The organism is Pseudomonas sp. KH_017, from assembly GCF_057840285.1.
In genome coordinates this window covers 5250142-5264997 of sequence record NZ_CM174509.1, presented here as the reverse complement: position 1 = coordinate 5264997, position 14856 = coordinate 5250142, and the positions used below count along the sequence as shown (strand labels likewise).

Genomic DNA, 14856 nt, shown 5'->3' with positions numbered 1-14856 from the left:
TGACCTTGAATAGCCCGAGGTGCGTGATTGCACTTCGGGTTCAACAAGGCCGGGTGGGTGTTACGGGTAAAGAATTTCGATCGTCCCTGAGCCGTCGAGGTGAACGGCGCTGCTCAGGTCCAGATTGGCGGTGGGGGCAATGACGGCATCGACCGTTACCGTGGTTGTGAGGTTCTGGATCGAGGTCGGCCCCGCAGTGCTGGCGGCGCTGTCGGTAAAGCCCAGGTAGCTTTTCCGGGCGATCGGTATGGGGTTCGAACTGGAGGTGCTCCAGGCCGCGCCTTGGGTGGTGGAATCGGTTCGATACACACGGGTGAAGCTGTCGGCGCTGGCGTTGGCGGGGTCGACATTCAGTGAGTACAGGCCAATCTTGTTGCTGCGGTTGTCCAGACCCAGTCCGTAGTAAATCTCGCTGTTGACCGTCGCCGAGCCTGAGCGGTTGTCATGCATGACCAGGGCAAATTGTGCCGGTGCGTCGCAGCCAACCCGCAGGGTCAAATCCTTGGGTGGCAGTCGGGTGCCTTTGTCGGGGTTCAGGTCGTTTATCGATAACCGCCCGAAATCCACCAGGCCGCCATTGGACAGTTCCACGTTGCACGCGGCGGGCACGAGACTGGCGCGCAGGGTTATCTCCCTTGAGCGTCCCGTAGCGACCGCATCGAACAGGCCGGTGGTTTCCCAGACAACGGCATCACGTACCTGCAATGCTTTTTTCTGCGCCCAGGCTGTCAGTTCCAGTTGCGCCGTAAGGCTTTGCCCTTGCACCGCTACACCGCCTCGAACCGGAACGATCGCCTGCTGCGGTCGCCAAAGCAGACTCGAAGCGGCTTCTTCGGGTACCTGGCCGATGGCGGAAATCAGGCCCAGGTCCACCGGTTGCCCATCGAGTACGGCGTCCCCCATGCGCACGGCATAGCTGCCGTGCTCGGTAAAGCGAAAGCGCTCGGCAGTCGCTGCCATGGCGCGGTAGAACAGGGTCATGTCGGTGGGTTGTAAGCAGTTCAGGTTCAGGCTCAGGCGGCGTTCGCCCAGTGGCTGCTCTGCGGCGGTATTGGCGCGTATTGCCCGATTCATCAAGCCGTAATCGAGTACCGTCTGACTCAAGGTGAGCTGGCATTCATCGGTGAGCGCCCAGGCCTGAGGCGTGAGTCCGCTCAACATCAGTGTGGCGAGTGTCAACAGCAATGGGCGGGACAGCTTCATAGGGTCATCCTTAAAGTGCTCGGCACTGGGCGGCGGCGGTCTCGTAATACACCTGGGTATTGGCCTTGGCCGGCAGTTCGAAACGCAGTTCGCAGCGCTCCAGCCCCGGTGCGGTTATCCACAGGTCGGGGGTGTCGAGGACGTTGGGCAGAAATACCAATCCCCCTTCTTGAGCGAGCGTGACGAACTCACCGTTTGCGCTGCTTACTGTCGCGCCACGGGGCAGGGGGGCACCGTTGTCCGTGGTAACTTTGAGCAAGGCACGACGGGTCAACGTGACACCGAATTCGACCTTGTCGACGGCCCCGCGCCCGGCGGAAACCACGGCCAGTCCGTTGTTGATATCGAGGTTGCGTGGCAGTGAGCGGGTGTCGACTTCTATCGGGCTACGACCATAGGCGCTCACTTGAGGAACCACGGCGTGACCTTGCCAATCGGTCCAGACCGGACCGCTGGGGGTCGAGACTTTGATGGCGCTCGTATCGCCTACCGAAAGCAGCGCGAAGGTGTCCCGTACGGGGTATGGCGATAACGTCAAGCCGTCGCCGTGCAGCACAGCGCCGCCACGCGCGCCAATCTGGTAGCTGGAGTGTTCGGCATCGGAGCGGGTGTAGCTCAAGTCCAATTGGCTGTAGCGCGGCAACAGGGAAACCCCTGCCGAGGACTGCACTTGTTTGTCTCGTGTGTCGTGTTCAACGCCGACCCGGTAACTCAACTGGTCGTTGATCTGTTCGTTCAAGCCGACACCGCTGCGGTATTCGCCAGCGGAACGGCGTACCCAGGTGCGGGCTCGACGGCTTTCACCCAGTGGAATACTCAGGCTCAGGTAAACACTGTCGTCGCTACGTTGGGTGCCGCTGACTTGCCATTGCGCCGTGGCCGACACCGACACGCCACCGATCCGGGTGCCCCAGGATGCCAGGGCGCGACTGCTGCTTTGTCCGTCGAATGTCGTTGAACGACTGAAGCCGCTGCTGAAGGCGCCAAGCCCGGGAGTTGACCAGGCCAGCGACAGGCTTTGCTGGTCACGGTAACGCGACTGACTGCGATCCGACTGAGTGTCGAATACGGCCTCCGACAGTTCGCGATAGCCGAAGGTCCGGTGCGAAGTGCCGGCATTGATCGACCACTGCTCACCCAGGCGTTGCGAAATATTCAGGTCGGCCTGCAGCCCTCTGTCGGCTTGGCGGGTGCTGGTGTCGGCCGCTTGCAGGGTGGTCTGGATCTGTGTGTCGGGCCCTGGCAGCAGGCCAAGACCTGCGCCCGCCGCACGGTAGTCGGCGGTCCCCGTGGCGCCGGTGCTGAGCAGGGCATAGGGGTTGAGTGCTCCGCTCCAGCCGCCGCTGATCACCCAGGGGTCGCCGTTCTGCGCCGCGCCGAGACTGCGTACCTGGCCGGCGGCCAGCGAAAAGCCGGGAGCCGGCAGGCCAACGCCAAGCATGGCGACGGGGACCGTGAAGCGTTGCTCGCTGCCATCCGCTTCCTTGACCGTGACTTCAACATCGGAGCGACCGTCGAGCCGACGCACGTTACTCAGGGAAAACGGTCCTGCCGGCACCACTGTCGAGTGGATCAGCGAACCGTTCTGCCGAATTTCGACCTGAGCCTGGCTACGAGCAATCCCTTCGATGGGATTGCTTTGGCCTTCGATCTGGAGCGCCTGCTCGGTCATGACCTGGACGCCGGTGATCTGCGCGCCGGCCAGTACCGGGTTGTAGAGATTGACCTGTCCCGCTTGAAGCACCGTCTCATGGCTGGCAAAGGTGCGCTGGGCGTAAGCCGCCAGGTGAGTGGTGCGTGACACATCGTTCTGCCAGGTCTGCACCTGACGACTGCGGACAATCCAGTCGCCGGCATTGAAACCGGCTTCGGTATTGGCCGACAGGTAGCGGTTAGATTGACTGCCGTATTGGCTGTGAAGGCTGTTGACGTCGTAGTTGAGTAACCCGGCGATTCCACCGGTTTGGTAACCAGAGATATCCCGGACTGTGGGACGTATCGCCTGGGTGGGCACTATCAATGACAGGCCGAGGTTGGCCGGATCCTGTTCGATTCGGGCTTGCGGCCAGGTGCCGAGTACATCGAAACAGCCTTTGTCGCTGCTCGGGGCTGGTGGCACGATCACGTTTGCCGCATCGAGCAGGCCACGGTCAAAGCACGGCGCGCCTTCCTGGTTGAACGAGACGTCTACCCGGCCACGGCGCAGGCCATTCACCGTGAGGGTGATCGGATTTCGGCCGGCGGTGAAGCGCGGAGTGGCCAGTAGCAGGTTTGCAAGGCCTGGGTCGATTCCGCGTTGTGTCAGCATCTTCTGGTCGAACGAAGTCTGCAACGAAGCGTCATTGAGATCTTCGGCATAGGCGTCGGTCCCCATCACTACGTTGCTTAGCAGCAGCACCATGCCGGTACGAAGTCGCGACAGACGAGGGAGTTTGCGGATCGCCCGAATCGCAGGCATGGCTTTGCCATCACGGTATTTCAATACGGTGTTCATGAGGTTCACTTGGGGTTTGCCGGTGTGCTGGCCTATTCCGCTACGGCTTCAGGCCTGCATGCAGCGACGGAAAAACAGGCCGTCACCTTGAAATATTGGCGCCAGCTATTCCCTGCACGGCGCTATCGGTGGTGTCAGTTTCAGGGGGCGAGCAGCGCGTCATAGGGCGGCACAGCAAAGCCATAGACCGTCGCGGGATGAATTCGAACCTGGGTGGCTGCCTTTACGGGGGCTGAAATGCTGATGTGGTCACCAGGCAGCACGTAGGTTCGCGGTAGCGTTGCACCGCTCCCGGAAGGCAGCAGTTGTACTTCCTGAGCCAGGCGTACGACATAAGGTGTTTCGTTGCGTACGGTCAGTTGACCATCCTGTAGCGACCATTTCAGGTCGGTCCACGGTGTGCGATTGGGCGCCAGGCCTGCGGGGTGAAGGATGATCGGCAGGTTCTGGCGCACCGTCACACCCACACGGGCATGCCCGGCTTCGGGAGCAGATTTGCCTTGGGGGATGCCTTCAAAGATCACCCGCTTCAAACGCTGGGTGAGCAGGGGTTTTTCTGATTGCAGGATGAAGCGCACCAACTGCGTCCTGGAGGCTTCGACGCGTGCCAATGGTGGCGTCACGAACACCAGTGGCTCGGTGTCTTCGGGAATGTCTTCGATGGTGACGTGTAGCAGTGCCAGGCTGGCATCGGTATTGGTCACCGATACAGCAGTTTCCCCGTTGGCTTCATTGACGATAACCACAGAGGTATCGGGCACCATGCCGTCAGCGTGAGCCTGCGCGGTCCATACCAGGGCGCATGCACCGATGCCCGCATGGGTCAAACGGCGTACCTGCTTCAAAAGTATCTTCTTGATGTCTTTCATTGAAAATCCCGGATAAAAGACCGTTGGCATGGCTCGCAATACAGGTAACGCAGGGATTCCGTGGGTAAGCGTTCAGTGCGCAGGGTCATTGGCGTCTTGTTCATGTATTCGATAGTCAGGTAGAGAGTGAGCGCAGTTCTGTGCAGGTATGGCCGGACTGCTTGGTAGACCGCAATTTAGCGAGCAGGCGGAGCGGGAGGAATGCAACTAGTACGAAAAGAGAGGGGGGCATGTATGAAAGAGTGTTGCGGACTACGTAACGTTTTCTGACGAAGAATTCTTTGGTAACAGCCCTCCTGCGTAGTCTTCAGCGCGCTGTAATGTAGGAACCATCTATTTGTTGGATGGGCAAAGAGTTAGCCCATTGAATACATTGAGGATGTGACGTTAGAGGTTTTTTCGGGGCGTTGTGGAGGGGTGAAGAACGGCGCTATTTTCCGCGCCTTTGCGCCACAAGCAGGAGGTATCCCACAATGCGAGTCGTAATTGCTGACGACCATTCCGTCGTTCGAGTCGGACTACGCATACTCATCAACGCCAGCCGACGATGCGTGATCGTCGGCGAGGCCGACAGTGCCGACAGCCTGATGAATCTGCTTTCAAGCACGTCTTGCGACCTGCTGATCACTGACTTCTCCATGCCGGGAGGGCAGCAGGCCGATGGCTTGAAAATGTTGAGTACGATTCAACGCCTTTACCCGGCCTTGCCGATCATTCTGGTAACGATGTTTACCAGTGTGGCGACGGCAAGGGCTGCGTTGGCTCAAGGGGCGATGGCCATCGTCGCCAAAACTGCATCGGCGAAGGAGTTGCCCCTGGCAATCAATGCGGTACAGCAAGGGCGCCGCTACCTCAGCGAGTCCCTGCGCACGCTGCTGGCCAACACCCGTAATCAGCTGCACGAATCGCCACTGTCGGCCAAGGAGCACGAAGTGGTCCGAATGCTCGCCAGTGGCATGACCGTCAGCGAAATCGCCATTCACTTCAAACGCAGCGTGTCGACCATCAGTAAACAAAAGAACATGGCCATGCACAGGCTGGGTATTTCCACGGACGTTGATCTTTTTTCCTACGCCCGAGACAACGGAATGTCGTACTGAAATGACGTGAATAATCACCGCGTTATTTCCGTCATGAATGCCGATAGTGTTCGGTGCATTTGCAGACTATCGTGCAGGCCATCTTTCGAAGCCATTGTGCATATCCAGGGGAACCCGCAAATGAGTGAAGCCCATAGCGCCTTGATCACCCGTTTCTACCAGGCTTTCCAGCGCCTGGATGCCGAAGCCATGGCTGCCTGCTACACCGATGATGTGGTGTTCAGTGACCCTGCGTTCGGCGAGCTTCGTGGTCGCGATGCCGGTGACATGTGGCGCATGCTGACCACGCGTGCCAAGGACTTTTCCCTGACTTTCGATCATGTTCACGCCGACGAGCGCACTGGTGGTGCCCATTGGGTCGCGACCTATCTGTTCAGCCAGACCGGCAACACCGTGGTCAACGATATCCAGGCGCGTTTCATCTTCCGTGATGGCAAGATTTGCGAACATCACGACAGTTTCGATCTATGGACCTGGTCGCGTCAGGCGTTGGGTTTCAAAGGCCTGCTGCTGGGCTGGACGCCAATTGTTCGCAACGCCGTTCGCGCGCAGGCGTTGAAGGGCCTGAAGGCATTCCAGGCCAGTCGCTGATAAGATCGCGGCTTGTTTCCTTTCAAGCCCTGATCGTTACGTGACCACCCTCAGCGAAAGCCCTGTCGACGCCGACACACCCGCGAACAAAACCTGGTTCGTCTACCTCGTTCGCGCGGCAAACGGTTCGCTCTATTGTGGGATCAGCGATGATCCCGTGCGTCGCTTCGCCAAGCATCAAAGCGGCAAGGGCGCGCGATTCTTTCTTTCCAGTCCTGCCATGGCCCTGGTCTACACCGAACGCTGTCGCGACAAAAGCGATGCGTTGCGTCAGGAACGGCTGATCAAAAAACTCAAGAAGAGCGCCAAGGAATGCCTGGTGGCGAGTGCCGCCCCTGACTCATCACTCTGACTGATCAGTTCCCATCAGGCAGATCTGTAGGCTGCCAGGTGATTGCGCGCTAAGCTGCGGACTCCTGATCCTTGCGGCGGAGCCGAGCATGTCCGAGTTGATTCTGCATCATTACCCGACGTCCCCCTTTGCCGAGAAGGCTCGCCTGCTGCTGGGCTTCAAGGGCTTGTCCTGGCGCTCGGTGAAGATCTCGCCAGTGATGCCAAAACCGGATCTCACGGCGTTGACCGGTGGCTACCGCAAGACACCGGTGTTGCAGGTCGGTGCGGATATTTATTGCGACACGGCATTGATTGCCCGGCGACTGGAGCAGGAAAAAGCCTTGCCTGCGTTCTTCCCGGAAGGTCAGGAAATGATCACTGCATCGTTTGCAGCCTGGGCCGACTCCGTGGTGTTCCAGCATGCGGTGAGCCTGGTGTTCCAGCCGGAATCGATAGCGGTGCGCTTTGGCAATTTGTCGCCGGAAGCGATCAAGGCGTTTCTGGCCGACCGTGCCGGTTTGTTCAGCGGAGGTAGCGCGACAAAACTGTCCACCGAACAGGCCAAGCATCAGTGGCCAACGATCATGTCGCGCCTGGAGTTGCAGTTGCAGCGCGAAGAGGGGGATTTCCTGTTCGGTGAGCCTTCGATTGCCGACTTCGCCTTGGCTCATTGCCTCTGGTTCCTCAAGGCCACACCGGTGACGGCTCCGCTGGTCGAGACTTATCCGGCAGTCAATGCATGGCATGCGCGGGTAATGGGCTTCGGTCATGGTGCATCCAGCGAGATGAGTTCCGAGGAGGCTCTGGCAGTGGCGCGCGCGTCCACGCCAGCGGCATTGCCGGATGAGCAGTTCGTCGATCCCAATGGATTCAAGGCGGGTCAGCAGGTAGTGATCGCAGCCACGGACTACGGCGTGGATCCGGTGGCGGGGGAGTTGTTGTTTGCCGGCCGCGAAGAACTGACTGTACGGCGAGAGGACGAGCGTGGCGGTGTGGTGCATGTGCACTTTCCGCGGTTTGGTTTCCGGATTGAAGCCTGCTGAAAAAAACCTTGTGGGAGCGAGCTTGCTCGCGATGGCGGACTGACATTCAACAAGATTGTTGGCTGTGTTGGCCTCATCGCGAGCAAGCTCGCTCCCACAGTTAATTCAACGCAGCCAGAATCGCATCCGGGTCATACCCGCGAATCAGCGTCCCGTTCACATCGATAATTGGAATGCCGCCACCGCCCAGCGCCTGATAGTCCTCGCGCGCGGCAGCATCCTTCTCGATATCGAATTCCTTGTACGCAATGCCTTTCTGATCGAGGAAGCGCCGGGTCAGCTTGCAGTAACCACACCATTCAGTGGCGTAGAGCACGACGTTGGCCTTGGCCTGGGTCTGCGCTGGCACCACTTGCGATGGATTGAACACCCGCTCGATCTTGCCCCAGTTCTGATAGGCCACGACCACCAACAGGATCAGCAGGAATTTCTTCAGTACGCCGCCGAGCATCAGTTGCGACGCTTCAGCTGATCGGTGAGCGAAGTGGGCAGGCCCTTGATGATCAGCGTGCCGGCTTCTTCGTCGTACTCGATCTTCGAGCCCAGCAGGTGTGCTTCGAAACTGATCGACAGGCCTTCGGCGCGGCCAGTGAACCGGCGGAACTGGTTCAGGGTGCGTTTGTCGGCCGGGATTTCCGGCGAAAGGCCGTAATCCTTGTTGCGGATGTGATCGTAGAAGGCTTTCGGGCGTTCTTCGTCGATCAGCCCCGACAACTCTTCCAGGCCCATCGGCTCACCGAGCTTGGCCTGGCTGCTGGCGTAATCCACCAGGGTCTTGGTCTTCTCGCGGGCGTCGTCTTCCGGCAGGTCTTCGCTTTCAACGAAATCACTGAAGGCTTTGAGCAGGGTGCGGGTTTCACCCGGACCGTCGACGCCTTCCTGACAGCCAATGAAGTCGCGGAAATACTCCGAAACCTTTTTGCCGTTCTTGCCTTTGATGAACGAAATGTACTGCTTGGATTGTTTGTTGTTCTGCCACTCGGAAACGTTGATCCGCGCGGCCAGGTGCAACTGGCCAAGGTCGAGGTGGCGTGACGGGGTCACGTCCAGTTCGTCGGTCACGGCCACGCCTTCACTGTGGTGCAGCAGGGCGATGGCCAGGTAGTCGGTCATGCCTTGCTGATAGTGTGCGAACAGCACATGGCCGCCGACCGACAGGTTCGATTCTTCCATCAGTTTCTGCAGGTGCTCGACCGCCACGCGGCTGAACGCGGTGAAATCCTGGCCGCCCTCTAGGTACTCCTTCAGCCAGCCGCTGAACGGGAACGCACCGGATTCCGGATGGAACAGGCCCCAGGCTTTACCCTGTTTGGCGTTATAGCTTTCGTTGAGGTCGGCGAGCATGTTCTCGATGGCCGCGGACTCAGCCAGTTCAGAGTCACGGGCGTGGAGAACTGCAGGTGTGCCGTCGGGTTTTTTGTCGATCAGGTGGACGATGCAATGACGGATCGGCATGGGCTTCTCGGCTGAATGAAGAGAGGAGGGCGTGCTCCCCCGAAAAAGCGCCCAGTGTACCGCAACCACTGGTTTTGGCGCGGTGCGAAGGGCAATTGGCGGGCGACCGGCGGCGCTTATGCGTTTTTTTCATGTTTTAGCGCAATAAAGCTGACCAAATGGGTAGCTAGAGGCGGATATTTCCACGTCTGTGTGCTAGCTTTGCCCGGTCTTGCGCGAAGTCACTGCGTTAAGCGTGCAGTCAGCATTTGTCAGGTCGAACCAAACCCTGATTTCGGTATCTATAACCCCGATCCCGAGGTTATTTGGCCGAGGGTGCCGGATCCAAAAGATCGGGCTCGATGGCTGACATTGCACTGTGCAATCCATATGAATTTGATAGGGAAGGAACACTAAATGGCTCTTACTAAAGACCAACTGATCGCCGACATCGCTGAAGCTATCGACGCGCCGAAAACCACCGCGCGTAACGCTCTGGACCAACTGGGCCAAATCGTTGCCGATCAGCTGGAAAACGGCGGCGAAATCACTCTGCCAGGTATCGGCAAACTGAAAGTGACTGAGCGCCCTGCCCGTACTGGCCGTAACCCTTCGACTGGCGCTGCCATCGAAATCGCTGCCAAGAAAGTGATCAAGCTGGTTGTGGCCAAAGGCCTGACCGACGCTGTTAACAAGTAAGACTTGTTAAAAAAAACCGTGCACCGGAGCAATCCGGGCACGGTTTTTTTGTGGGCGTTGTAACGATTTACGTAAGGTAGATTGTTGGGATAATCCATATGTTTGAAAGTAATTGTTACCCGCATATCTGACAGGAATAGTCGTTTGCGCTGAATTGCACTTTTCTCTCTTTATAAAACGAACGCTCCTACAGAACTGATAGTTGAGTGTGCGCCTTGGGTCGGTAGTATCAATAAGGCGTAGCGCTTGGCTTTGCGTAAAAAGCCAAAACCAAATTTCAGTTGTTGGTTACAGGGACGTTTTTATGAAACTTAAACAGTTGTTGATGTGCGTATCGTTACTAGTGTCCGGCCAGGCTTTGGCAAATGTTACCGAGTACTGCCCAAGCCCATCTGACATCAAGGAGTTTGCACCAGGTTCCTATAGAGCCCCGACAGCAAGTGGAGAGGGGGAATGGTACGGTGTTTCGCAAACCGGGCGTGGGCCGGTAGGTGAGTTCGAAGTGTCGATATTCGCACCTCGCAAAGAGGCTGAAGGTAGCACTGTCGTCGGTGAAATCCTGCGTTGTGGTTACATGCTGCAAAATGGGGGGGATCTGGATATGAGGTACAAGCGAGAGGGTACTATGGTAAGTATTGATACCGAAGGGCCATGGTCAGAGTGGCTGACTCGGTATTACTGCGATAGTAAAGAGGCGCGTGCCTGTGCGTTCAAAGAGATTGTTCGTGCAGCAAAACGCTGAAACGAAGTTGCATGAACTTTACTGTTGTCGAAATTGTCTGGAAAGTTGTCAATCAGTTTGTGTTACAGGTCTGAGCGTCACTGTTAACCGTTGAGGCTGGTTAAAAGCCGTGTCCAGAAGTCATCCGGGCACGGCTTTTTTGTGCGTTTGAGTTTTTTACTCAGCTGTAGCCTTCGACCATCGTGCCTGACGCCAGGCCTGTTGCTGCGCTTTGGTCTGGAAGGTCCAGGCGACGAAGCGGCTCTGCTTCTGCCCTTGGGACATTTCCACTACCTGACTTTCCAGGGCGCCGGCCTTTTTCAGGGCGGTTTGGATCGCCGGCAGGTTCGACGCCTTTGACACCAATGTACTGAACCACAGCACCTGCTGGGCTACCTGCACGCTTTCGCTGACCAATTGGGTCACGAAGCGTACTTCTCCGCCTTCGCACCACAACTCGGCCGACTGGCCGCCAAAGTTCAACACCGGCAACTTGCGTTTCGGATCGGCTTTGCCCAGGGCGCGCCATTTGCGCGTGCTGCCCCGTGTGGCCTCGTCCAGCGAGGCGTGGAATGGCGGGTTGCACATGGTCAGGTCGAACCGCTCTGCACTCTCCAGCAGGCCTGTGAGGATCTGCTTGGGGTGGCTCTGCTGGCGTACCTGGATCGCTTTGTTCAAGCCATTGGATTGAATGATGGCCTTCGCCGCGGCGATGGCGGTCGCATCGATATCGGAACCGAGGAACTGCCAGCGATAGTCGCTGTAGCCGATCAGCGGATACACGCAGTTGGCGCCCATGCCGATGTCCAGTACCTTCACGGCGGCGCCACGGGGGATCACACCGTCATTGCCGCTGGCCAGCAGGTCGGCGAGGAAGTGCACGTAATCGGCACGGCCTGGCACCGGTGGGCACAGGTAGTCGGCCGGAATGTCCCAGTGAGCGATGCCATAGAACGACTTGAGCAGCGCCCGGTTGAACACCCGCACGGCTTCCGGGCTGGCGAAGTCGATGCTTTCCTTGCCGTAGGGATTGATGATCACGAATTTCTTCAGTTCCGGGGCGCTTTTGATCAGCGTCGGAAAGTCGTAGCGACCCTGATGGCGATTGCGCGGGTGCAGGCTGGCCTTTTCCTTCGGGGCGACGGCCGTGGCCGGGGTCTTCGGGGCAGGCTTTTTGCGCGCAGGCTTGGGGGAGCGGGGGGCGGTCATGGCGGTGGTCGATTCGGGTATGGCTAAAAGTGGCGGGCATTGTCCCACATCCGGCCGATGTGAACCCAACTGTAGCAATCTGCAAATAACCCTGTGGGAGCGAGCTTGCTCGCGATGGCGGTGTGACAGACAACACATATGTTGGATGTGATGGCCTCATCGCGGGCAAGCCCGCTCCCACAGGGATCTTCATTGGTTAGTCGGGAAGTGGCAGGCATAAAAAAGGGAAGCCGCATGGGCTTCCCTCATTTATTGCGATTTACCCTTACAGGCTGGCAATTCGCGCATGCTGCTCGGCCAACTTGCCCAAAGCCTGTTCGGCCTCGGCCAGTTTGGCGCGTTCTTTCTCGATGACTTCGGCTGGCGCCTTGTCAACGAAACCGGCGTTGGACAGCTTGCCGCCGACTCGTTGCACTTCACCTTGCAGACGCTGGATTTCCTTGTCCAGACGCGCCAGTTCCGCACCTTTGTCGATCAAGCCGGCCATTGGCACCAGCACTTCCATCTCGCCGACCAGCGCGGTGGCGGATAGCGGTGCTTCTTCGCCAGCGGCCAGTACGGTGATCGATTCGAGGCGCGCCAGCTTCTTCAGCAGGGCTTCGTTCTCGGTCAGGCGACGCTGGTCCTCGGCGCTGACGTTCTTCAGGAACAGCGGCAGGGGTTTGCCCGGGCCGATGTTCATTTCGCCACGGATGTTACGAGTGCCGAGCATCAGGCCCTTGAGCCATTCGATGTCATCTTCGGCGGCCTGATCGATGCGTGTTTCGTTGGCCACCGGCCAAGGTTGCAGCATGATCGTCTTGCCATCGATGCCGGCCAGCGGTGCGATGCGCTGCCAGATTTCTTCGGTGATGAACGGCATGAACGGGTGCGCCAGGCGCAGGGCGACTTCCAGTACGCGCACCAGGGTGCGACGGGTGCCGCGCTGGCGTTCAACTGGAGCGTTTTCGTCCCACAGCACAGGCTTGGACAGTTCCAGGTACCAGTCGCAATACTGGTTCCAGATGAACTCGTACAAGGCTTGTGCGGCCAGGTCGAAACGGAACTGGTCGAGTTGACGGGTCACTTCGGCTTCGGTGCGTTGCAGCTGCGAAATGATCCAGCGGTCGGCCAGGGACAGCTCAAAGGCTTCGCCGTTCTGGCCGCAGTCTTCGCCCTTGTCCAGCACGTAGCGGGCCGCGTTCCAGATCTTGTTGCAGAAGTTGCGATAGCCTTCGACGCGGCCCATGTCGAACTTGATGTCACGACCGGTAGACGCCAGCGAGCAGAAGGTGAAGCGCAGGGCGTCGGTGCCGTAGCTGGCGATGCCTTCGGCGAACTCGTCGCGGGTCTGCTTCTCGATCTTCTTCGCCAGTTTCGGCTGCATCATGCCGGAGGTGCGTTTCTGCACCAGGGCTTCGAGCTCGATGCCGTCGATAATATCCAGCGGGTCCAGGACGTTGCCCTTGGACTTGGACATCTTCTGGCCCTGGCCATCACGTACCAGGCCGTGAACGTACACGGTCTTGAACGGAACCTGCGGCGTGCCGTCTTCGTTTTTCACCAAATGCATGGTGAGCATGATCATCCGGGCAACCCAGAAGAAGATGATGTCGAAGCCAGTCACCAGGACGTCGGTGGAGTGGAACTTCTTCAGGAACTCGGTTTGCTCCGGCCAGCCCAGCGTGGAGAAAGTCCACAGGCCCGAGCTGAACCAGGTGTCGAGAACGTCGTTGTCCTGTTGCAGCGCAACGTCCGGGCCGAGGTTGTGCTTGGCCCGCACTTCGGCTTCGTCGCGACCGACGTAGACCTTGCCCGACTCGTCGTACCAGGCCGGAATCCGGTGGCCCCACCACAGCTGGCGGCTGATGCACCAGTCCTGGATGTCGCGCATCCACGAGAAGTACATGTTTTCGTACTGTTTCGGCACGAACTGGATACGGCCGTCTTCAACGGCGGCAATCGCAGGCTCGGCCAAAGGCTTGGTGGACACGTACCACTGGTCGGTCAGCCACGGTTCGATGACGGTGCCGGAGCGGTCGCCTTTCGGCACTTTCAGGGCGTGATCGTCAACGCTGACCAACAGGCCGGCGGAGTCGAACGCGGCCACGATCTGCTTGCGCGCTTCGAAGCGGTCGAGACCGGCGTATTCGGCCGGGATCTTGCCGTCGATGGTTTCGTTCAGTGTGCCGTCGAGGTTGAACACCTGGCAGGCCGGCAGGACCGCTGCGTTCTTGTCGAAGATGTTCAGCAGCGGCAGGTTGTGACGCTTGCCGACTTCGTAGTCGTTGAAGTCGTGGGCCGGGGTGATTTTCACACAGCCGGTGCCGAATTCAGGGTCGCAGTAATCGTCGGCGATGATCGGGATGCGGCGGCCAACCAGTGGCAGCTCGACAAATTTGCCGATCAGGGCTTGGTAGCGTTCATCGTTCGGGTTAACGGCCACGGCGGAGTCGCCGAGCATGGTTTCCGGGCGAGTGGTCGCGACGATCAGGAAATCGTTGCCTTCAGCGGTCTTGGCGCCGTCGGCCAGCGGGTATTTCAGGTTCCACAGGAAACCTTTCTCGTCGTGGTTTTCCACTTCGAGGTCGGAAATCGCCGTGTGCAGCTTGGTGTCCCAGTTGACCAGGCGCTTGCCGCGATAGATCAGGCCGTCTTCGTGCAGGCGGACGAAAGCTTCTTTAACGGCTTCCGAGAGACCGTCGTCCATGGTGAAGCGCTCGCGGCTCCAATCTACGGACGAACCGAGGCGACGGATCTGGCGGCTGATGTTGCCACCGGACTCATCCTTCCACTCCCAGACTTTCTCGAGGAATTTCTCGCGGCCCAGGTCATGGCGGCTCTGGCCCTTGGCTTCGAGCTGACGCTCTACCAGCATCTGTGTGGCGATACCGGCGTGGTCGGTGCCCGGCTGCCACAGGGTGTTGCGACCCTGCATGCGGCGGAAACGGATCAGGGCATCCATGATCGCGTTGTTGAAGCCGTGACCCATGTGCAGGCTGCCGGTGACGTTCGGCGGCGGGATCATGATGGTGTAGGACTCGCCCGCGCCTTGCGGGGCGAAGTAATTCTCTGACTCCCAGGTGTTGTACCAGGAAGTTTCAATGGCGTGCGGCTGGTAGGTCTTATCCATGCGCGGCGGGACCCTATTGGCATTTATTCAGGAAAAGCCGGGAAGTAT

General features: G+C 58.8%; 13 protein-coding genes. 6 read left to right on the top strand and 7 right to left on the bottom strand.

The annotated features are described in order from the left end of the window. Window positions 1–60 precede the first annotated feature (60 nt). From AC3IT6_RS23910 to AC3IT6_RS23900, 3 genes are all read right to left on the bottom strand, one after another. On the bottom strand, window positions 61–1203 hold the full coding sequence (locus AC3IT6_RS23910) for a DUF1120 domain-containing protein (protein WP_489353245.1): 1143 nt from the start codon (window positions 1201–1203) through the stop codon (window positions 61–63). Between the two features lie 10 nt (window positions 1204–1213). Beyond that, window positions 1214–3697 carry a fimbria/pilus outer membrane usher protein gene (locus tag AC3IT6_RS23905; protein ID WP_489353243.1) on the bottom strand — a complete coding sequence of 828 codons (2484 nt, stop codon included), beginning with the start codon at window positions 3695–3697 and terminating at the stop codon, window positions 1214–1216. Window positions 3698–3837: 140 nt separating this feature from the next. Then, the gene (locus tag AC3IT6_RS23900) at window positions 3838–4566 is read right to left on the bottom strand and encodes a fimbria/pilus chaperone family protein (RefSeq protein WP_489353241.1); all 729 of its coding nucleotides are present in this window, start codon (window positions 4564–4566) and stop codon (window positions 3838–3840) included. Between the two features lie 473 nt (window positions 4567–5039). On the opposite strand from AC3IT6_RS23900, the gene AC3IT6_RS23895 reads away from it, so the two are divergent. The 4 genes from AC3IT6_RS23895 to AC3IT6_RS23880 all read left to right on the top strand — a co-directional run bounded on the left by AC3IT6_RS23895 (window position 5040) and on the right by AC3IT6_RS23880 (window position 7633). Beyond that, window positions 5040–5666, top strand: coding sequence for a response regulator (locus AC3IT6_RS23895; protein WP_489353239.1), 627 nt, complete (start codon window positions 5040–5042; stop codon window positions 5664–5666). Between the two features lie 120 nt (window positions 5667–5786). Continuing rightward, window positions 5787–6257 (top strand): nuclear transport factor 2 family protein, encoded by a 471-nt coding sequence (locus tag AC3IT6_RS23890; protein WP_489353237.1) that lies wholly within the window; start codon window positions 5787–5789, stop codon window positions 6255–6257. Between the two features lie 40 nt (window positions 6258–6297). Continuing rightward, window positions 6298–6609: a GIY-YIG nuclease family protein gene (locus AC3IT6_RS23885; protein WP_489353235.1), complete on the top strand. Its 312-nt coding sequence runs from the start codon at window positions 6298–6300 to the stop codon at window positions 6607–6609. 88 nt (window positions 6610–6697) lie between these two features. Continuing rightward, entirely contained in the window at window positions 6698–7633 is a 936-nt protein-coding gene (locus AC3IT6_RS23880; RefSeq protein ID WP_489353233.1) for a glutathione S-transferase family protein, read from the top strand. Window positions 7634–7733: 100 nt separating this feature from the next. On the opposite strand, the gene AC3IT6_RS23875 is transcribed toward AC3IT6_RS23880, so the two are convergent. Together AC3IT6_RS23875 and yejK are read right to left on the bottom strand one after the other, a co-directional pair. Next, window positions 7734–8084: a glutaredoxin family protein gene (locus AC3IT6_RS23875; RefSeq protein WP_223447183.1), complete on the bottom strand. Its 351-nt coding sequence runs from the start codon at window positions 8082–8084 to the stop codon at window positions 7734–7736. Beyond that, the gene (gene yejK, locus AC3IT6_RS23870; RefSeq protein WP_008018580.1) at window positions 8084–9088 is read right to left on the bottom strand and encodes a nucleoid-associated protein YejK; all 1005 of its coding nucleotides are present in this window, start codon (window positions 9086–9088) and stop codon (window positions 8084–8086) included. The genes AC3IT6_RS23875 and yejK overlap by 1 nt, the downstream gene beginning before the upstream one ends. Window positions 9089–9484: 396 nt before the next feature. On the opposite strand from yejK, the gene AC3IT6_RS23865 reads away from it, so the two are divergent. Together AC3IT6_RS23865 and AC3IT6_RS23860 are read left to right on the top strand one after the other, a co-directional pair. Next, window positions 9485–9766 (top strand): HU family DNA-binding protein, encoded by a 282-nt coding sequence (locus AC3IT6_RS23865; protein WP_007905514.1) that lies wholly within the window; start codon window positions 9485–9487, stop codon window positions 9764–9766. A 304-nt stretch (window positions 9767–10070) separates the two neighbouring features. Continuing rightward, on the top strand, window positions 10071–10508 hold the full coding sequence (locus AC3IT6_RS23860; protein ID WP_489353230.1) for a DUF3757 domain-containing protein: 438 nt from the start codon (window positions 10071–10073) through the stop codon (window positions 10506–10508). A gap of 156 nt (window positions 10509–10664) precedes the next feature. On the opposite strand, the gene rlmF is transcribed toward AC3IT6_RS23860, so the two are convergent. Together rlmF and AC3IT6_RS23850 are read right to left on the bottom strand one after the other, a co-directional pair. Beyond that, window positions 10665–11696 carry a 23S rRNA (adenine(1618)-N(6))-methyltransferase RlmF gene (gene rlmF / locus AC3IT6_RS23855; protein WP_489353228.1) on the bottom strand — a complete coding sequence of 344 codons (1032 nt, stop codon included), beginning with the start codon at window positions 11694–11696 and terminating at the stop codon, window positions 10665–10667. Between the two features lie 265 nt (window positions 11697–11961). Next, window positions 11962–14808, bottom strand: a complete 2847-nt coding sequence (locus AC3IT6_RS23850) for a valine--tRNA ligase (RefSeq protein WP_489353226.1) — start codon at window positions 14806–14808, stop codon at window positions 11962–11964. Window positions 14809–14856: the final 48 nt, after the last annotated feature.